Annotated in this window: 19 protein-coding genes and 1 pseudogene; 16 read left to right on the top strand and 4 right to left on the bottom strand. The window is 37.3% G+C overall.

Features of this window, described 5'->3' with window-relative positions; translation table 11 throughout:
* The first annotated feature begins 1 nt into the window (after position 1).
* From arcC to GN217_RS14420, 4 genes are all read left to right on the top strand, one after another.
* Positions 2–940: a carbamate kinase gene (gene arcC, locus GN217_RS14435; RefSeq protein WP_156857366.1), complete on the top strand. Its 939-nt coding sequence runs from the start codon at positions 2–4 to the stop codon at positions 938–940.
* Between the two features lie 189 nt (positions 941–1,129).
* Positions 1,130–3,745 (top strand): ATP-binding protein, encoded by a 2,616-nt coding sequence (locus GN217_RS14430; protein ID WP_156857365.1) that lies wholly within the window; start codon positions 1,130–1,132, stop codon positions 3,743–3,745.
* 1 nt (position 3,746) lies between these two features.
* A complete protein-coding gene (locus GN217_RS14425; RefSeq protein WP_156857364.1) occupies positions 3,747–4,484 on the top strand; it encodes a response regulator transcription factor in 738 nt (245 codons plus the stop codon).
* A 254-nt stretch (positions 4,485–4,738) separates the two neighbouring features.
* Entirely contained in the window at positions 4,739–5,977 is a 1,239-nt protein-coding gene (locus GN217_RS14420; RefSeq protein ID WP_156857363.1) for an MFS transporter, read from the top strand.
* Positions 5,978–6,326: 349 nt separating this feature from the next.
* Here GN217_RS14420 and GN217_RS19555 read toward each other — a convergent pair.
* A pseudogene (locus GN217_RS19555) lies at positions 6,327–6,661 on the bottom strand (transposase); the annotation flags it as partial.
* 731 nt (positions 6,662–7,392) lie between these two features.
* On the opposite strand from GN217_RS19555, the gene GN217_RS14410 reads away from it, so the two are divergent.
* The 7 genes from GN217_RS14410 (at position 7,393) to GN217_RS14380 (ending at position 13,400) form a co-directional block, all read left to right on the top strand.
* A complete protein-coding gene (locus GN217_RS14410; RefSeq protein ID WP_156857361.1) occupies positions 7,393–8,082 on the top strand; it encodes a FadR/GntR family transcriptional regulator in 690 nt (229 codons plus the stop codon).
* Between the two features lie 4 nt (positions 8,083–8,086).
* Positions 8,087–9,334 carry a CynX/NimT family MFS transporter gene (locus GN217_RS14405; protein WP_156857360.1) on the top strand — a complete coding sequence of 416 codons (1,248 nt, stop codon included), beginning with the start codon at positions 8,087–8,089 and terminating at the stop codon, positions 9,332–9,334.
* Positions 9,335–9,591: 257 nt separating this feature from the next.
* Positions 9,592–10,032, top strand: coding sequence for a cell wall hydrolase (locus GN217_RS14400; RefSeq protein ID WP_156857359.1), 441 nt, complete (start codon positions 9,592–9,594; stop codon positions 10,030–10,032).
* A 461-nt stretch (positions 10,033–10,493) separates the two neighbouring features.
* The gene (locus tag GN217_RS14395; protein ID WP_156857358.1) at positions 10,494–11,195 is read left to right on the top strand and encodes a DUF998 domain-containing protein; all 702 of its coding nucleotides are present in this window, start codon (positions 10,494–10,496) and stop codon (positions 11,193–11,195) included.
* 346 nt (positions 11,196–11,541) lie between these two features.
* The gene (locus GN217_RS14390; protein WP_156857357.1) at positions 11,542–12,078 is read left to right on the top strand and encodes a chromate transporter; all 537 of its coding nucleotides are present in this window, start codon (positions 11,542–11,544) and stop codon (positions 12,076–12,078) included.
* Positions 12,075–12,605: a chromate transporter gene (locus tag GN217_RS14385; protein ID WP_156857356.1), complete on the top strand. Its 531-nt coding sequence runs from the start codon at positions 12,075–12,077 to the stop codon at positions 12,603–12,605. Before GN217_RS14390 ends, GN217_RS14385 begins: the two co-directional genes overlap by 4 nt.
* 228 nt (positions 12,606–12,833) lie before the next feature.
* The gene (locus GN217_RS14380; protein WP_232334453.1) at positions 12,834–13,400 is read left to right on the top strand and encodes an SCO family protein; all 567 of its coding nucleotides are present in this window, start codon (positions 12,834–12,836) and stop codon (positions 13,398–13,400) included.
* 84 nt (positions 13,401–13,484) lie between these two features.
* On the opposite strand, the gene tatA is transcribed toward GN217_RS14380, so the two are convergent.
* From tatA to GN217_RS14365, 3 genes are read right to left on the bottom strand one after another with little or no spacing between them, the layout of a single operon-like run.
* Positions 13,485–13,706, bottom strand: coding sequence for a twin-arginine translocase TatA/TatE family subunit (gene tatA / locus GN217_RS14375; RefSeq protein WP_156857355.1), 222 nt, complete (start codon positions 13,704–13,706; stop codon positions 13,485–13,487).
* A 21-nt stretch (positions 13,707–13,727) separates the two neighbouring features.
* A complete protein-coding gene (locus tag GN217_RS14370; RefSeq protein WP_156857354.1) occupies positions 13,728–15,476 on the bottom strand; it encodes a GMC family oxidoreductase in 1,749 nt (582 codons plus the stop codon).
* Positions 15,477–15,503: 27 nt separating this feature from the next.
* Positions 15,504–16,277: a gluconate 2-dehydrogenase subunit 3 family protein gene (locus tag GN217_RS14365; protein WP_232334452.1), complete on the bottom strand. Its 774-nt coding sequence runs from the start codon at positions 16,275–16,277 to the stop codon at positions 15,504–15,506.
* A 471-nt stretch (positions 16,278–16,748) separates the two neighbouring features.
* Between GN217_RS14365 and GN217_RS14360 the strand changes: the two genes are divergently transcribed.
* The 5 genes from GN217_RS14360 to GN217_RS14345 all read left to right on the top strand — a co-directional run bounded on the left by GN217_RS14360 (position 16,749) and on the right by GN217_RS14345 (position 20,320).
* A complete protein-coding gene (locus tag GN217_RS14360; protein WP_156857353.1) occupies positions 16,749–17,729 on the top strand; it encodes a 2-hydroxyacid dehydrogenase in 981 nt (326 codons plus the stop codon).
* Positions 17,730–17,733: 4 nt separating this feature from the next.
* Complete coding sequence (locus GN217_RS14355; RefSeq protein WP_156857352.1) at positions 17,734–18,249, top strand: GNAT family N-acetyltransferase; 516 nt, start codon at positions 17,734–17,736, stop codon at positions 18,247–18,249.
* A gap of 890 nt (positions 18,250–19,139) precedes the next feature.
* Positions 19,140–19,307 carry a hypothetical protein gene (locus GN217_RS18740; RefSeq protein ID WP_198042673.1) on the top strand — a complete coding sequence of 56 codons (168 nt, stop codon included), beginning with the start codon at positions 19,140–19,142 and terminating at the stop codon, positions 19,305–19,307.
* Between the two features lie 38 nt (positions 19,308–19,345).
* Positions 19,346–19,666: a hypothetical protein gene (locus tag GN217_RS14350; RefSeq protein WP_156857351.1), complete on the top strand. Its 321-nt coding sequence runs from the start codon at positions 19,346–19,348 to the stop codon at positions 19,664–19,666.
* 117 nt (positions 19,667–19,783) lie between these two features.
* Complete coding sequence (locus GN217_RS14345; RefSeq protein ID WP_156857350.1) at positions 19,784–20,320, top strand: GNAT family N-acetyltransferase; 537 nt, start codon at positions 19,784–19,786, stop codon at positions 20,318–20,320.
* Positions 20,321–20,462: the final 142 nt, after the last annotated feature.

Genomic DNA, 20,462 nt, shown 5'->3' with positions numbered 1-20,462 from the left:
TATGTCAGAAAAAGTAGTTATTGCTCTTGGCGGAAATGCCATTTTGCAACCGAAACAAGAAGCAACTTATGAACACCAATTAGAAAACGTTCGTAAAAGCAGTGAAGTAATTGCACGTATTGCAAAACAGGGTCACAAAGTAGTTATTACACATGGTAATGGACCACAAGTAGGAAATATTTTACGTCAAAACGAAGAAGCAAAACATGTTGTTCCAGCATTGCCACTTGATGTTTGTAGTGCAGAATCTCAAGGATTCATTGGCTATATGATGGAACAAACATTAAAAAACGAACTAATTAAAGTTGGTCTAGACCGTGAAGTTGTTGGTATTCTAACGCAAACAGAAGTTTCTTTAGATGATCCAGCATTTACAAATCCAGATAAACCAATCGGTGTATTCTTTGATGAGGAAGAAGCAAAGCAACTTGCTGAGGAAAAAGGTTGGGTTGTTGCAGAAGATGCTGGACGTGGCTGGAGACGTGTTGTCCCTTCACCAATGCCAAAATCAATTGTTGCTGCGCCAACCATTAAACGTCTTGTAGAATCCGATGCAATTGTTGTTGCATGTGGTGGCGGCGGAGTCCCTGTCATTAAGAATGGAGATGGCACATATAAAGGTGTTGAAGCAGTAATTGATAAAGACCGTAGTGGTTTCCGTCTAGCTATTGAAGCGAAGGCTGATACGTTTATGATTCTTACTGATGTTAAGAATGTATTCGTTAACTATGGTAAGCCTGACCAAAAAGCACTTGGTATAATTTCTCTAGAAGAAGCGAAGAAATATCAAGCGGAAGGCCAATTCTCAGCTGGAAGTATGGGCCCTAAAATGGAAGCGGCAATTAAGTTTGCGGAATTAGGTGGAAAAGCAATTATTTGTTCTCTTGATGAAGCGGACTTGGCAATGGAAGGCAAAGCTGGCACACAAATTCATAACTAATCGATGTGGTATTAGACCTACAATCAACTGTAGGACTAATACCATATTCGTGTATATAGGGAATTGTAGGAAAAACAGTTATTTTCCATAAAACATGGCGTTATTATGTTATTATTTACAACGTCAGTATAATTAGAAAACTAGTTCAAGTGTATAGATGAATTTAAAATGCATGAAAGGAGGAACTAAATGAAAAGTTTTTGGAAGCCAAGGACATTTAAAGGAGAACTAATTATGTCCTTTTTAACTATTTCACTCATTTCTATTATTATCCTGGGTGCCTTCCAAATATTTCAGTTGTTTACATTGGTAAAAGAAAATAAAGTAAAACAATCTCAAACGACGGTCTTTTTAGATGATTATATTGTTAACTATGTCAAAGAGTATCAAAAAGCGGTTGAAATGTTAGCTTTTAATATTGAACCGCTATTAGAAGAGCAAGATTTAACTACCATTGAAAAAAAACTAGAACAAATTAAAGAGAATTACCCTGGTTTTGTTAATTTATATGTTGGGAATGAAGCAGGGGAATCGCTTGTTTTTTATCCAGAACTTTATACAGATGGGAGCAAACGGGAAAATCACGATTTTAGTGATCGTCCGTATTATCAGGAGCTTAGAAGAACAAAACAACCCGTATTATCTTCTGTTTTTCATGGACGAGTTGGAACGAATGTGATGCTAGTTACAGCTGTTGTGCCTATTTTAAGTGAAGGCGAAATGGTTGGATATGTATTAGGGGCTTTCGATTTAAATGCTTTAGCAGATGATATAAAAAAACGCATCGATGATAAAAAAAGTTTTGCAATTGTATTAGATCAGGATGATAACGTCATTGTTCACCCTAATGTTGATACACGTAAACAACTTGTGAATATGAAAGACGCGGCATTTGTTAAAAAACTTCCCAAAGATAACAGTAATACAGGCTATTATATTGCAGAAGAAAATGGGGAGGAACAATATTTTACATTTGTTATAAATGAGCAATTAGGATGGAAAGTATGGATTGCAACACCAACAAAATATATAAATGATACGTATTATAGTGCTATTACAACAGTATTAATCTTTGCCCTGTTAACAACTGTGTTTATGGTTGGGATAAGTTTCATTTTTGTGAATCGATTCGAAAAAGCACTTCAAATTGTACTACGTTTTATTAAACATTATAAAGAATACACACGTGGTTTCAAAAATAAACCAGTTTTCCACCCTTCTATAAAGGCAACTAAAGAAATTGCCGAACTTTATAATCATTTTGGTAATTTAGTGGAAGAGGTAGAACAAAAGCGTCACGGACTTATCAAACTAAATAAGGATTTAGAAAAACGTGTCAGGGAAAGAACAACGACATTAGAAAATAAAAATTTAGAATTAAAGGCAGTGAATAAATTAATTACATCCGTATCGGGAGAACGTGACTTGGCACAGTTTATCCAGCATTGTTTAGTGCAGATCACACCTTTTGTAGAATACTCCATCCATGTGATTTTCCAAAATATTGCGGTGACACATAATAAAATTACAACAATAACCGATGTGCAACATTATTTAAATCATAAATTCCCAGAAAATCAGCATATGGTTCCAATTCAGATAGGAAAGAACTTACAAGGATTTTTAGTTGTTTATTTAAAGAGGGATCAAACGATTAATTTAGGTGAACAGGAATTTTTAGAGACATTCGCGAGTTCACTAGCAATAATGTTAGAAAACAAGTTTTTATTTGAAAGAATACGTAATAAACATGCAGAGCTTGAAGCGATTTTGCAAAGTATGTCTGAAGGATTAATGTTGCTTAATAATAAGGATGAAATTGAATATGTCAATGACTTTTTTCAACAAATTGCATTTTCGGATACTAACTGCAACTCATTAGATTTGGATGTTATGTATGAGCGATTTATGAACCTTTTCCAAATCAGTAAAGAAGAATTACAGGCGTTTATTGAGGAAGACGAAGCAGAATTAAAACTTGAACATGTAACGAGTAATGATAAAGTAAAGTCGTATATGTTGCATAGTTTCTCTGTTATACTTGATGAGCAAACAATTGGTAAAGGATTATTATTACGTGATATTACCAAAGAAGCCGAGATTGACACATTAAAAAACAATTTAATTTCATTAACATCCCACGAATTCAAAACACCAATCACGAATATTCGTGGTAGTGTGGAAACATTACTTCGCGAGGATGTCGAGTGGGAAAAAGACTTTGAAAAGGAATTATTAGAAGGTGTTCATGAAGATATTGAGCGTATTCAACATTTGGTAAGTGACTGGATGGACATTTCAAAAATTGAATCCGGAACGATGTATGTGGAACGAAATATGGTTCGTGGGGACCAGATGATAGAAAAGTCATTACAGCAAATACCGAAAGAACTTCAAACGAACTTAGAAGTAACATTTGAAAATAAACTCAAGAAACCCGTGTATTTTTATGGAGATAAAATTCGGGTTCAGCAAGTCTTAGTCAATTTATTTATGAATGCGATTCGTTACAATGACCAGCTAATTAAAAAAATTGATATAACATTAGATCAGTCAGCATCTGACATTATTATCTCGATAAAAGATAATGGAATAGGCATTTCAGAAGATCATCTTGAAAAAATCTTTACACGTTTTTATCAAGTAGATGTGACTGGGACAAGACGTACTGGTGGCACAGGCTTAGGCTTGGCCATTTGTAAGGGGATTATGGAAGCACATCATGGTAAAATTACTGTAAAGAGTGAACAGAATGTGGGTAGTACTTTTACATTGTTTTTCCCATTAGGTGAGGAGGAAGAATAGTATGAGAATGCAAAAAATCTGCGTTGTTGATGATGAACCAAAAATTTTACGTTTTATTGCCGCAAACCTTAAGTCAATGGGCTATCACGTTTCTACAGTAGGTTCTGGAGAGGAATTATTGGAAACATATGATTTAATTTCTCCAGACCTGATTCTTTTAGATATTATGATGCCGGGGCATGATGGATTTTATGTACTAGAAAAGCTACGGAAGTTTACAAATGTACCTGTTATTATGTTAACAGCAAGAAGTAACTCACAGGACAAAGTACAGGCATTAAATGTTGGTGCAGATGACTATTTAACAAAGCCCTTTTCTTTAGATGAGCTGTTTGCCCGGGTGAAAGCAGTTCTAAGAAGAAGTCAACCATCAATTGCTGATCAACAAATGACGAACACCTCCATCATTAAAACAGGTGAATTCTCGCTCGATATAGCAAGTAAAAGAAGCTGGATTAATGAGAAAGAATTTAAATTAACCTTTACTGAATTCTCTCTAATGGAAATCTTAGCATTAAATTTAGATAAAGTTGTTCAACATGAAACGTTATTAACAGAGGTCTGGGGACCAGAATATCGAGATGATGTCGAATATTTACGAGTTGGAATTGCTCGGATTAGGCGGAAGATAAAGGAAAAACTTAAAAAGGAACAAGAATATATCGTCACCTATCCAGGTCTTGGGTATATGTTAAAAGGCTTACCACAGGCTAATGAAGAAGTTGATTTGCACAGTTAATAATCGATTTTTAACTAGTTTTAAAGTATTTTTTGAATGATATCGTTTTGCAAATAAAGGGTGTTCGGAAAATTATTATTCAATAATTCTCCGAACACCCTTTTATGTTTTTCCTTCTATCATTCTTTTCGACAATTTTTATGTTTTTGTAATGTAAACTCTTTCAATTTTATTCGAAGGTTATGCGATTTGTCGTATATTTCAAGTGATATAGTAATTCAATAAAATATTTTATTCGTAGGAGGAAAAATATTATGGGAGAACCAAACGGCAAAAAAGAGCTAGTACCCTATTGGATTAAAGCTGTTATTATATTCTTTCTAGGATGGGTAGCCATCTATGCTACACGTTCTGTGCTTAATCCAGTAATGGATAACATTCAAGGAGAATTTGGACTTTCAGGAGCACAGTTAGGTATGATTAGTAGTATTTTCTTTATCGGCTATGCTGGTTTAAACGTTCCATCAGGTATTTTAGGAGATAAAATTGGTAAGAAAAAAGTTCTTGTTCCGGGTATTATCTTATTCGGTATCTTCGCAGCTGTAACAGGAATGATGCCAACATTCTTCTTATTTATGGTTGCATGGCTACTTGTAGGGATTTTCCAAGGCTTCTATTATGGCCCTCAATATGGATTATCATCTGAAGCAATCCCGGCAAAACATATTACAGTTGGCAGTGCAATTATTAATAGTGGGATGGCATTCGGTTTATCAATCGGTTATTTTATTTCATCTTATACAGTAGGTACACTTGGTATGAGTTGGAGAGCACCATTCTATATTATTGCTATTCCAGTTGTCTTAATCGGTCTTGCAATGTGGTGGATAATTAAGGACAAGCCTAAATCAAAAGAAGAAAGAGCGCAAGAAAATGGCGGTCAAAAACTAAAAGTTAAAGATTTATTTAGTAAAAACATGATCTTTGCTTATATTACAATTTTCTGTGCAATTTACGCATTTTTCGTTGTTGTTACATGGATTCCATACTACTTACAACATGCTCGAGGTATTGAAGGAACAGAAGTTGCGGTTGTATCATCATTGGTTCCATGGGCAGCTATACCAGGTTCTATTCTTTTCAGTTGGATTGCTGACAAAATGGGTAAACGTCGTCCAGTACTATTAGTGATGATACCGCTATCAATTATTGCGACAGTATGTATCGTTGCTTTTAATAGCATGTGGGTACTTTATGCAGCATTGATTGGTTACGGTATTTTCGGTAAGATTAGTACAAACCCTGTTCTTGTAGCGGTTATTGCGGACAACGCACCAAAACATGCACTAGGCACTGCGTTTGGTCTATATAACTTCATCGGAATGTGTGGGTCCATTCTTGCTCCATACATTACTGGTTTACTAACAGATTTGACTGGAAGCCTAAACGCAGGATTCTACTTTGCAGCAGCATTATTAGGAGTAGCGTTTATCTCGGTACTATTTATTAAAGAAGACAATCGTCCAAATGTTGAAGGTACGTTGGTAAATTAATAAAAGTCAAAAACATCCTCACCCCAAAAGTTAGAGTAAAAAACTAACTTTTGGGGTGATTTTATATGACAAAGTGTTTGGTCAAGAGGGATTACGTAATAAGCGTTCTAAAACTGTTTAAAACGAACGGGCCATTTTGTAAAATAGCCCGTTATTCTTTTTCTTATTGTTTTGCTGTTTGGATAGAAATCATTTTCTCCGTTAACGCCTTTATGCCGATTCCCATTACTATATAAATGGGGAAAGAGTAAATGTATTTCCACCAATTTAAATCATATAGTTTCATCCAAGAAAAAATAGGCTCCGCAACAAATGAACCGAAGGCTGCAAGTAGAGTAAGTGTGATTATTATAACCATTTCAACTAAGGCTAATAAAAAGCTTTGATCACTCCGTTCGTATTTTTCAAAGGCGGACGTATGAAATTCCCCACTGTGTGTGCGCGGTACCCGTAAAGGAACGTTACCTATACTCATAAGCAGCTCTCTTTCATAATAACCATTTCGATAGTCACGACGGTCCGAGGAGCGCTCATACGATTGCGCGTTTAAATAGTCGGTCTGTTCCTGTTTCATATACTCATAAGCACTAAAACCATTGTTGATTTTAGAATGTTATCAAGGTTAGATGTTAGAATTTTTTCTTTTAATTCATCGAAGTTTAGGTTAAACTGGATGTGAGCCATTATTAATTCCTCCTAATTTGTTTTTGTGGTTAAAAACATTCTATCAGAGGAATTAATATGGCTCATTCTTTATGTTTGAGCTTTTGGCAATTTACACAATTATAAGTACTTAATCGGTGAACATGCTAAAGGGAGAATAAACGCTAGTTGTTTTCCCATTAAAGTAAGGTGAACATGCTAAAGGGAAAATAAACCCCAGTTGTTTTCCCATTACAGTAAGATGAATATGCTAAAGGGAAAATAACCCCCAGTTGTTTTCCCATTACAGTAAGATGAATATGCTAAAGGGAAAATAACCCCCAGTTGTTTTCCCATTACAGTAAGATGAATATGCTAAAGGGAAAATAAACTCCAGTTGTTTTCCCGTTAAAGTAAGGTGAACATGCTAAAGGGAAAATAACCCCCAGTTGTTTTCCCATTAAGCCAGATGAAACTCTAATGGGAAAATAAAACTGACAGTTGCCAGAGGAGGCGAGGCTCACCAGCCGCTCAGCAGGTGCGAGAGGTGTCGGGACTGCGGACCTCCAGATAGCCGAGGAATACATAACTGTTTCAAACTGCGGATGTTGAGTTAGTAAATAACTTTATAAAAAGAACAGGAAATCTATGAGCACAGCGTGATTTTCTGTTCTTTTTATATTGCGTCTTAATCATTCTTATTGACAAGGCACTCCCACATGTTAACATATACAATATGCCAATCATCCTACAACTTTTAAGAGGAGAATACTATGATTCATAAAACGAACCGCATGTATTTAGTTGAACAGGTTGCTTCACAAATAGAGCAATTAATTGAGTCTGGACATTGGCCAGTGGGGGAAAAGATTCCACCTGAGATGGAACTGATGAATTTGTTTGATGTTAGTCGTAATACACTTAGGGAAGCAATCCGTGCCCTCGTTCATGCTGGGTTACTTGAAACGAAACAAGGAAGTGGGACGATTGTTCGCTCTGCCAATCCACTTGGTGCAACGTTGAAACGCTACATAAAAAGATCTGCTTTACTCGAAACACTTGATGTGCGCTTGGCATTAGAAAAACAAGCGGCACAATTGGCTGCTGAACATAGAAACGCAACCGATTTATCAACACTTGAAGCATGTATTCAATCTAGTCGGGAGGCAGCTGAAAATGGTGACTATGAACAATTTATTGCCTCAGACATTCGCTTTCATCAGACGATTGTACAGGCCTCAGCTAATCAGTTACTGATTGATTTATACGAACCGATGGTGGAAATTGTATATTCTTTTGTTCAGGATTTAATGGCGATGGACGCTCCTTTTAAGTATGAAGAAGAACTTCATCTTGAGTTATTTAGGGCTATCCGTAACCAGGATAAGGTGGAAGCAGCATCATATATGGAAGATTATATGAAAATACTGAGAGAGAATATAATGAAATTGATGGAGGATTGACTAAATGAATAATGATGGAATATCATCTACCTTAAACAACAGTACAAAAAATAGTTGGTTGTTACTAATTGGCGTGATTTTAGTTGGCGCCAATTTAAGGGTTCCTTTAACTTCTGTTGGAGCGCTTATTTCCTTTATACGAGATGACCTCGCTATAAGTAATGCCCTCGCTGGGTTTATTACCACATTACCGTTACTTGCATTTGCACTTATATCTCCATTTGCTCCGAAAATAGCAAATCGTATCGGTATGGAATGGACAATTATGTTATCACTCGTCGTACTCATAATTGGTATTGTAATTCGATCACTTTCAGGAATCGGCTTTTTATTTACTGGTACACTTTTCATAGGGCTAGCTATTGCAATTGGAAATGTGCTCATTCCGGGAATTGTGAAGATGAATTTTCCGCTTAAAATAGGTCTGATGACTGGTATATATGCTATATTCATGAACATTTTCGGCGCACTCGGTTCCGGTCTTAGTGTTCCCATTGCTTCAATCGGTAACTTAGGATGGCAAGGTGCGCTTGGGGTATGGGGAGTCTTGACAATAGTATCCTTGTTAATTTGGCTACCGCAGCTCAGCAAGCGACGGAATCAGAAAACGAATATAAAAACAGAGAAGAAAGAAAAAAGCAATCTATGGCGTTCTCCGCTCGCATGGAAGATTACAATATTTATGGGTGGGCAATCGTTAACTTTCTATACATTAATCACATGGTTGCCGGATATATTGCATTCAAACGGTTATAATTTAAACAGTGCCGGATGGATGGTATTTCTTATGCAGTTTGCTCTTATCCCTTTTACTTTTATTATTCCTGTTATTGCAGAGAAAATGAAGAATCAAGTTGGTTTAAGTGTGGCAACAGCTTTACTATTTATGATCGGTTTTGCAGGGTTACTGCAAGGAAGCCCTGCACTTGTTCCGGTATGGGTTATTCTTCTCGGAATTGCTGGCGGAAGTGCTTTTAGTTTGTCAATGATGTTTTTTACACTAAGAACAAAAGATGGAAAAGAAGCAGCAGAATTATCAGGGATGGCGCAGTCTTTCGGTTATCTTTTAGCGGCAGTTGGCCCTGTATTGGTTGGTGCGTTGCAAGATATAACTGGCGGATGGACAATCCCCCTTTTCTTACTTATTCTCCTATCTGTTGTTTTACTAATCGTCGGCATCGCATCAGGGAGAGAAGGACAAGTTACAGACGGGATAGAATTATACCCAGCTAAAGCAGTTGTAAAGCAATAAAGAAATGGTGCTCGCTCCTATGTTTGGAGTCATCAGATAGCCGGACAAAGAGAGCTTGTAAGGATGCCCGCACTGAATGAGTTTCACTTTATTAATGAAAAATGATATTGTTCCTTTAATAAACGAAAATATAGAGGGACTCTTAAGAAGGTAAAAAACACTTTCCTAAGAATCCCTTCAACTATGCTGAACACTTTATTTCTAAAAAAGAAACATAATATACATATTTCTTCATACTATATCCTGGAGGTGAAGAAATGGCGAGAGTAGCTTACCGGGAAGCGGACGTTGATTTAATGGCAAGGATGATGAGAGCGGAAGCTGAAGGTGAAGGTGTTCAAGGAATGCTATATGTCGGAAACGTAATTGTTAACCGTGCTGTAGCAAATTGTTTAGATTTTAGTGATTTGAGAACGATTGAAGATGTCATATTTCAAGTACAAGGGGGAAATTTCTCTTTTGAAGCTGTTCAAAAAGGCAATGTATTTTATCAAAGGGCGAGGGAAAAAGAAAAAAGATTAGCAAGACGGAATTTGGAATCATGGAGGGATCATCCCGCGAAATTTGCTTTGTGGTACTTTAATCCATTTGCTCCGTGTCCACCAACATGGTACGGTCAGCCTTTTACTGGTCAATTCAAACTGCATTGTTTTTATGAACCAGAGGCTGGAACGTGTGATAGTGTTTATATGGGTTAGGAGTTTATCACGTATTAACGGTCTGTAATACCCTCACCTCTAAACAAGAGGGAAAACCAAAGTGTCAAGATGGAGGGGATATACAGTCCGTAAATACCTGAAATTAGTACATTAAAACGGAGCCAACTTTGTTTTGATGTACTTTTATTCCATGAAATAACGAGGGGAACTTTCGGTTGGAGGGAGTTCCCTATTTTAATGGAAATTTCCATAGCGGCACTCCAAGGTGAGCTAAGGGGATAGCGCTGTTTTCCTCTTCATTTTAGCAAGAGGAAAAATTATCTGTAATAGTATGAAAGCAAGGAGGCTATAACGTGTGTGCAAGTAAAAATAGAATTTCTTCGCATTGTCTCTGGATTGGAATTAGCGCTGATGAAGATTAAATTAAATTTTGCTTCTCGACTCCTGAATAAAGCAGTATAATCGTCTCAACAAAGAAGCAAATGTTAAGGAGATGAAACATGATTTCATATGTATTCATGGGATTGTTGACTGTTATCGGTTTAAGTGCAGCTCTTTTATTACGAAATCATCATGAAATTACAAAAAGAATCGGCATGGTATCCTGGGTATCATTAAGTGCATATTTCTTTATGGAATACATTGTTATCCGGGCTGCTGAAGCACCGTATAATTTGTTGAGACAGCCGATGAGTGATCTAGGTGTCACTTCTTGTGGAACAGGGACATATGAACTTGCAACTTATGAAATTTGTTCCCCTTATCATTCGTTAATGAATTGGACTTTTACGCTTACCGGAATTGTTACATTTGCCGGTGCTATTTTCTTGCAGCAATGTTGGCCAAATAAACGAGGTATAAGAGCAGCAACAGTCTTACTCGTCATATTCGGGCTTAGTTATGCGATCTCAGGTATTTTTCCCGCCGACTTAAATTTTCTGATTCATACATTTGCTTCATTACCGGGAATGTTTGTTCAAATTCCTGCTTTGATTTTAATCGGGGTTGCAATCAAAACGGGTATGCCGACATTATCAAAATGGACCTTCTTCTGTGTGTTTCTGTCAACCGTCAGTCTTATCCTGATATTCTTTCAGCCCCTATTTAATGATCTACCGGGCGGGCTGTTGCAAAGGTTTCTCTATGGTTCTGTCTGGTTATGGATGACTGTAACTGGAATAGTACTTTGGAAAAAGGAATGAATTAAAAATCCGGATTAAGTGTTAAAGCTAGGCATATCAGCACTCTCTTGTAAATGAATTAACTTTCCGCCGCAAAAAAGTCCTCCAGCTACCACCCTGAAGGATAACCTGGCTAAAATTATCCCTGTTATTTTATCCTTTCGCACCTATGTAATTAGAAATTAGAACCTCCATCTATTCGTAAAAATGTTCAATATTTGTTACGATCATATGGGAAGTATTTGTGATATTTTCAGTTATACGATTAGCGACGGATGCTTATGAATGGCATAATGTTTAGATGGCTTAAATTGTTAAAAAAGGTAGAAGGATAGTGGTAACTTTGGTGAGGCAGAGGGATCTTTTTATGGCTTTTTTTCGGGCAGGCATGCTCGGATATGGTGGTGGATTGTCGGCCATTCCACTGATGCAAAGGGAAGTGGTTACGAAATTTGAATGGATGACAGATGAAGAATTTTCTGATGTATTAGCACTTGCCAATACATTGCCAGGTCCCATTAATACGAAAATTGCCGGGTATATCGGCTGGAAGATCGATCGGTGGCGCGGAATGTTGAATGCACTCCTTGCGACAATTTTACCGACATTAGTTTTAATGATCTTATTGTTAACGGTTTTAAATACTTATAAGGACCGTCCATGGGTGCAAGGAATGGCCAAAGGTGTTATTCCTGTTGCCGGTGTGATGATTGGTGTGTTGGCCTGGGATTTTCTCAGGTTTTCCAAGAAACTGATGGGGTGGTTGCCGACTGTGATGCTAACAATCATCAGTTTAGTCGTCATGCAAATGCTCGGTATTCATCCGGCCATTTTAATATTGGTTCTCATTATTTCTGCATTGCTTTCCAGAGAAAAAAAAGAAAGGCGAGTTGATGAGAATTGATATACTGGGAAATTTTTAAAGCAAACTTTATCGCGAATATTTTAGGATATGGTGGAGGTCCAGCTACCATACCATTATTGGAACATGAAGTGGTTCATAAATATGAATGGTTTACGGTGAGCGAATTTAGTGAAATGGTGGCATTAGGGAATGGTTTACCAGGTCCTATTGCGACTAAACTTTCAGGCTACATCGGATTTGAAATGGGTGGTGTGTTAGGATCTTTTATTGGTGTCTTTGCGGCTGTCGCACCCTCGATGATTTTAATGATTGCATTGCTCGGTTTGTTGTTAAAATTTAAAGACTCTCCGAAAGTGAAGCGGTTGACACAATATATTCGCCCGACAATTGCTGTTTTGTTAGGTGTAATGACCTTTAACTTTTTCATGAATGCTTATGAGACATCGGGGATCTATCATACTGTTATTATTGCTGTCTTAAGTTTTTTTGCCCTTGAGCGATTTAGGATTAGTCCTGTGTTAGTTGTTTTAGGAGCACTTATTTATGGAGCAGTGTTAATTGGGTAATAATTTATAAGAGAAGTTGTTAGAATTTCAGGTAAAAGACGTGAGATTAACATTTTCTCTCTTGTCTTTTACTTTTTTCTGTTTCAATTAAATTCGTAAAGAGGTGCGAAGTTTGTTACGATTGAGTAGGAAGTATTCAGAGCTAAGTTTTAAAAATCCTAGGGACAACGAAAACTAATTATAGCTAAGAAACCGTTGATATACAGAACTGGCGAAAGAAGGGTAAGGATGAAAATCAAGAAATTTTTATTGCTTTTTGTATTACTTGTTTTCCTGGCAGCTTGCGGAGACAAGATAGAAACAAATATGTCTGAACCGATGGTTGATTTTGAATTTATAACACAAGATGAGGAAGTATTAAACTTAGACGATCTTCAAGATGAGTGGTGGGTAGCAAATTTCATGTATACGAATTGTCGAATAGTTTGTCCAAGAACAACAGCTAACATGGCGGCCGTCCAACAGAAATTGAAAGAGGAGGGCCTGAGCCCACAATTCGTCTCGTTTAGTGTTGATCCAGCACACGATACTCCGGAGGTATTGAAAGAATATGCCGAGGGGTATGATGCAGATTTAGAAACGTGGAGCTTTTTAACAGGTTATGATTTTGAAACGATTCAAGAAATATCAGAGAATACGTTTAAAACTGTGTTGGAAGAAGGAGTAGTGGGGCAAAGGGCACATGGAATTTACTTTTACTTGATTGATCCTGACGGGAACATTGTAAAAAAATATGATGGCATGAGCGAGGCGGAACTTGATCTACTTGTTAACGATTTAAAGACGGTATTATAGAAGGGAACGTCAATCAATCCTAAACTGTGAAAAACACCTTCGAATGGAGTATACCATTTCGAAGGTGTTTTTTAATGCAAGTACTTAAGATTGTTTATCAGACACTTCTCCCGGTTCTTCTACATTATCCGTAGCTTCGTCTTTCTTTTCGTCCCCACTAACTAATTCATTAGCCGAATTTTTAAACTCCGAGAGTGTTTCTCCGGCCGCCTTGCCGATTTCAGGTAGTTTTTTTGGACCGAAAATAATCAAAGCTAGAAGTACAATAAGAATTAAACCTGGAATTCCAATATTAGCTATCCCCATAGCAATTCACCTACTTTTCGTCTATGCCATTTTTTTTGTGTGTGTTTTCTTTTCAGCGAGTAATCCTCCGTTTTTGAGGTATTTCTCTACACCTTCAGCGGCACGATAAGCTAAAGCTCCGATTGTTCCGGTCGGGTGATAATCGGAAAAGTGTGGAAATGCAGATCCACCTGTGACAAATAGGTTTTCCATATCCCACATTTGCAAGTAATTATTAACAGCAGATGTTTCTGGATCGGCACCCATTGCTACTCCACCAGCATAATGTCCGCCGCTGTAGATATGGTCGAACTCTTCTGGAACTTCATCTTCATCGATGATATCTGCGCCCATTTCTTCCATGATCTTTCTAGTTACTTCGATACCGTACTTCGCAATATTAATATCTTGATCTGTTAATTTATTTGTAACACGTAGTAACGGATCACCAAATGCATCTTTATAGGTCGGATCTAAGTCTGTATAATTGTGCCACCATGGCATAACTCCTGGTACAAACCAAACATGCAGCATACTGTTTGCATATTTGATAGAGTTGTCCTTGAATTCTGCACCCCAGCTAGGAGTATCACTTGGTACGGCTAGACTTTGGATTGGACCCAATCCATACTGTCTAATTTCCGGGTGTCCACCATGTATGAAGTTTTTACCCTCAGGGTCAATATGCTCTACTGTAAAGTCTCTTAATGTTGCGCCAAGAGCCCCTGCTCCACCATACATATTGAATTTCTTGTCATTGAAAAAGCCCCGAACACCGAGGAAAGTATTATTAAATTGGCCGACAAAGTTTCTTCCAATTACACCTTCTCGTTTTTTTGGATTATAAGGCTTGCCGATTTCGGAAAGTAGTAGTAAGCGTGTATTTGTAAAGGTAAATCCACCTAAAACAACTACATCCGCGGGCTGTTCGTATTCAAGTCCTGTTTTCATATCTACATACATGATCCCAGTAGCCTTTTTACCATTATGTAGCACACGACGGGCATAGGAATGAGGACGAAGCTCGTAGTTACCTGTTTTTTGTGCTGTTGGAATAACGGTAACAACAGGATCCGATTTTGCCCCGAAATCACACCCGAAGTGAGAGCAGTAGGAACAAAATTGGCACTGGCTCAGTTTTTCCCCATCTGGGTTTTCATAAGCTTCACTCATGTTACCTGCAGGAATCATATATGGATGGTACCCGAGATTCTCTGCTGCCTCTTTAAATAAATTGATTGCCGGTGAACTTTTAAGTGGCGGGTTTGGATAAGGGTTCGAACGGGGTGGTCCGAGTGGATCCTCTTCTCCTGATGTTCCTGCTGTTTTTTCAAACCGGTCATAGTACTTTTCAAATTCATCATAAGTGATGCCCCAGTCTTGCAAAGTCATTCCTTCTGGTATTTTGTCTTTACCGAATTTCTCAACGGTTTTCGTATACACTTCAAAGTCAAATGGATTATTACGGAACGTACAGCCTGCCCAGTGCGCACTACCTCCACCTACATCGTTACCAACCATCATTTCAGCTTGTGTTCGGACTGGCTGGGCTTCTTCATCCATTTCACTACGAGAAGTAATGGTTTCTTTTGATAAATCTTGCATCATATCATAACGCTGTGTAAATCTGAGTTCATCTTTACTTCCAAGATAATCGTTGACTGTTTTTTCTTTTCCTCGTTCTAGTCCAACGACTTTATAGCCAGCTTTGGCAAGCTCGGCGGATACAATACCACCTGACCAACCTGTACCAACTACAACTACGTCTACTTTATCCAGTTTTATTGCCATGAAATTTTCCTCCTGTTGTGTTTAAACTTATGATTGCTGGTAATCGTTCAATCCCATAGGTTCCATTTTGACAAATTCTTCTTCCTCGATAATATCGATGAAGCCTGGACGTGGACCTGGATAATCTACCATTCTCCAGCCATCCATGTTTTTATTTCCGCCATAGAGAGGATCCGCAAATACACCTTCGATTGTCATTTTTCGGAGTAAACTAAAGAAATGTTGTGAACCTACACCAGTCAGTTCAACCTCTCCATTATCAAATAGTTGTAATATCTCGTCCTGTTGCTCGCCATCAAGGTTACTGAATTTATCATCGAACTTATCTTCACTTACTACATCCAATTTTCTTAGGCCTTCGATAATGATTTGACCTCTGTTTAGAGGTGTTTCATAACGCATCACTTCATCATCATCAGTATCACCATTGACCTTAAATGGATTTTGCATATACTCTTTCGCGTTCGTTCCCCATGAGCCTGCTAATTGCTTGTCAATGAAATATGGTACGCCTAACGCGACCGCACCTGGGCCATTGTCATCTTCCGGGTAGATACGCTCTACTGCTGCTCGCAGAATTACAAAGTCCTCAAAGCGATCAAAAAACATGCGCGCTTCTTGGAAATCGCTTGCTGATTCTGTTGTAGTTTGCGGTGTTTCTGACTCCTCCTTTAGAAACGGATTCGTTAGTATTCCCCCAAGGATAGATCCACCTACAACACCACCAGTAAATATCCCAGCATTTTTCATGAATATCCGGCGGTTCATTGTTTTTTTATTATTAGAGTTTTCATTAGCCAAGATAGTCCCTCCTTAAAATTAGATATATGTACTAAAAAAAGCAGTACAGTTGAATATTATACGCTTTTCTAACTTTAATGTCTACAATCTAAATGAAACTAAAGACTTGCTTATATTTGGGTAATCCTTCAAGTGGAATGTGTGGAAGATTAGAATAAAAAATGGTCCTATTTACTTAGTTATCAGTCTACCCGCAATCTAGCGTTTTAAACCAAATTTTTTAAATGAATTATGAAGTATTATTTTATTTATTTTATCACGTATTAACGGTCTTACCCCCACTGAATGAGTTTCACTTTATAACCCCCTTCCACTTCATTCCTTGCAAATCAAGAAGGATGGTATAAAATTAGATAAGAAAGTAAGTGAAGTAAATAGAAAAAGTAGAAGAACAGGTGTATTTCTGCATAAGAAATACACCTGTTCAATCAGATTTTTATTTTCAGTTGTAAAAAGGGAGGGTGAATGCATATGAAGAAAAAGGTAATCGTTTATGATCGAATTGAAGAACCAGTACTTAGCGCATTACAAGAAGAATTTGATGTACGAATATTTAAAGAACGTGATGCGCATGATAATCCTGAATTCTTATCATTCCTCCAAGAGGCAGAGGGGGTTATTGGGCTGGGTTTTCCTGGCCAGAGTGACATCCTTGATAAAGCACCAAATTTAAAAATCATTAGTAACGTGTCTGTCGGTTACAATAATTTAGATACCGAAGAATTAACAAAGCGGAACATCATGGGAACGAACACGCCAGATGTATTAACAGATACTGTAGCTGATATGGCAATGGGCTTAATGCTTTCAACCGCGAGAAGAATGCCCGAACTCGACCAATATGTAAAACAAGGAAAATGGAAAGAAGCTGTTACAACAGAATTATTCGGCGCAGATGTTCATCATAAAAAGCTCGGAATAATCGGGATGGGCCGGATTGGTAAAGCTATTGCACAACGAGCTCATTTAGGGTTTAATATGGATATACTGTATCATAGCCGCACGCCGAAACCAGACGCGGAGGAACGGTTTAATGCAACATACATGAATCTCGAGAGTCTGCTTAGGAATTCTGATTACATATGCCTTATTACCCCTCTAACAGATGAAACAAGGGGGATGATTGGTAAAAGAGAATTTCAATTAATGAAGCGATCCGCAATTTTTATTAATGTATCCCGGGGAAGTACGGTTGTGGAAGCAGATTTGATCGAAGCACTGAAAAATAAAGAGATAGCAGCCGCAGGGCTAGATGTATACGTACAAGAACCAGTAAATCCAGATAACGAGTTATTAAAAATGAAAAATGTCGTGACATTACCGCATATTGGATCGGCTACGGCTGAAACAGAAAATAAAATGGCAGCATTAGCAGCTGAAAATTTAAGAGCAGGATTGAACGGTGAAAAACCAGGAAATCTTGTAAATCCAGAGGTATGGAAGAAGGAGTAAGAAAATGGCAGAGCAACTAAGATTAAGAGCATATGAAGAAGATGATATTAATTTTCTACACAAGTTAGTGAATGATCCCGCAATTATGTCCTATTGGTTTGAAGAAGCTTATTATTCAAAGTCTAGGCTAAAGGAAATATTTGAAAAAGAGCAGCAAGATAGCAATACGCGCAGCTTTATTTTAACAAATGGTGAACAAGCACTTGGTCTTGTTCAATTATTTGATATTGATTTTATCCATCGTCATGCTGAATATGCGATTATGATTGATCCCGCTGCTCAAGGAAATGGTTATGCAGCTAAAGCAACAAATTTAGCATCGGATTACGCATTTAAAGTGTTGAATCTACACAAATTATTTTTATATGTGGATGAAGTTAATGAAAAAGCCGTGCATGTTTATAAAAAATGTGGCTATAAATATGTTGCTACGTTGGAAGAAGCGTACTTTGTTAATGGAATTTATCATAATGCTGTCTTGATGAATATTTTCAAGCGGGATTATCTTGGATTGAATTAATTTTTTTATGTCTGAAAAGAATAGAGAAACTTGTGAAACAGTTGATATTCATGCTGTAATTAGGGTATACTTTATATAGAAAGACATATAATAAAAAGACCGCAGATGCTGGTAACATCTACGGTCACAATAAACTGAAACCCCATCAAGAGGGGCTAGGTAGCGATACGGGAAATAATCCCTCACTCACCTGCTAAAGTTCATGAGGGATTATTTTTTATTGCTTTCGGACATGATGAACGCTACTAACATCCCAAAGGATATCATTAGCGCTAACACGCTTTCAAAAGCCATAGGCAACACCTCCCAACTGGGGAAGTCTCCCGCCGAAAACGAATCGACAAGGCGACAAGTGCTACCATAACCCCTCATGTGAAGCTCAGTTTATTGATGAGTTTAGTATATCATAAGAACGAATGATGTTCTCTGAGACAGAGTTATTGTATAAGCAATAGCTCTATTTTGTATACTGTTATCTAGTAAGGATGCTTAAAAAAACCTGAGTACGAGGGTGTTTAAATGAAAATAAGATAAAACCCGGTATTTTTATGAACATTATGGTGCGAAGCTAGTCGAAACGAAACAGATAAAACTTGCCGGAAAAACGTTGAGTGAGTTGATATATGTATGGGATGATGTAGACAAGGTGATAGAGAAAATAAATTCCTAATGAGAAGCAGATTCTAAATCGTTCAGCAAACGAGCCATATGTGAAACTTCTGCAGGAGTACATACGTAATGATATGAGGAGGGATAACCGCGAGACTTTTATCCTATGCTCTATTGCTTGGCTTCATTTTATTTTTAAACTTAGGACTTTATTTACCATCCTTACTTTCAGTTGATGAGGAAGACATAGGAAAAAATACAAACCGTTTAAAGAAATCTAAATGGTTTCAAGAGTGGAATATAAACAATTAATTATTCACGATAAGGATGTCCGTAAAGTTATTGGAAAGTTCAATGATAAGAAAATTGATAAGAAATTTTTTCAGAATAGATACCGAAAAAAACTACAAAGTATTTTGCAACAAAAGCTAAATAATAATTTAGCTTAGTATGCATATTATCGTGCTCAGAGTTCTGGAGGGATCGTGTGAAAGATAGTTTAATTGTGGTGTTATCCATCGTGGTAGTCACTTATATTATTTATAAAAACAGAATTAAATTAAAGGAACTTACAAAATTTCAAATTCTAGGAACGGGATTTACCTATCTTGCTGTTGCTTGTATAGGGGGATTTATTATATATTACGGTGGAAATTGGGTTGCAGGGAAAATGCCAAATTTGTTTTTTAAATATATAATTTTTCTAGTAGTCATTTGTATAACGCTATATTTATGTGTAAGTGTGTTGCACAAATTATTACGGAAGATTACGAATGGGAAACTGCCTACAAACAATCATGATTGCTAAAGCTAACAGTATCATTGGTTAAGCTGGATTAAGCTCCGACTGTTTTTAATAAATAGCAGCAAACATAAAACGAGATAGGTGAATTAATTGAGTATAAAAATAAATAACGAACTTGAAATGAGGTCGTTGAATGAAACAGATTTAAATCCCTTGTGGGTATTAGCATATAAAGAGTCAAATCCGGAATGGAAAAAATGGGATGCCCCTTATTATGACCACGCGGCGGTAACATACGATGCTTTTCTGAAAGAAATGAAATCATCTCTAGTACAGCAGGATAATCGCTGGGGCTTGTTTGTTAATGGAGATTTGATCGGAACCGTGTCCTATTATTGGGAGCATAAGCCTTCAAATTGGCTTGAAACGGGTATTGTTATTTATAACCCCGATTATTGGAATGGTGGATACGGAACCATCTTTTTTAAAGCGTGGGTCGATCATTTGTTCAACACTTTACCCTTGGTTAGAGTGGGCTTCGCTACGTGGTCCGGGAACGAGCGTATGATGCGGTTAGGCGAGAAATTGGGAATGCGTTTGGAAGGAAGACTGAGAAAATGTCGGTTATACAATGGCATATATTATGACTCTATCCGAATGGGAATATTAAGAGAAGAATGGGAGCGGTTATCAGACGAGTGCAAATTGTTTTTTTAAGAAGCATTAATATAATAACTCAACTTTCGCAGAGTAAAAATGACATCTAACCTTTATCTGGTAAAGTACTTTTGGAAATTCATTATGGACCTTGACATCTGCCTACTATAAAAAAGAAAAACACCTCCACTTTTGGTATAGT

This window comes from Oceanobacillus sp. AG, from assembly GCF_009746545.1.
Classification (GTDB): Bacteria; Bacillota; Bacilli; order Bacillales; family Amphibacillaceae; genus Oceanobacillus; species Oceanobacillus indicireducens.
Note: the sequence above shows the minus strand (reverse complement) of the source record. Positions and strands in the feature narration are given on the sequence as shown.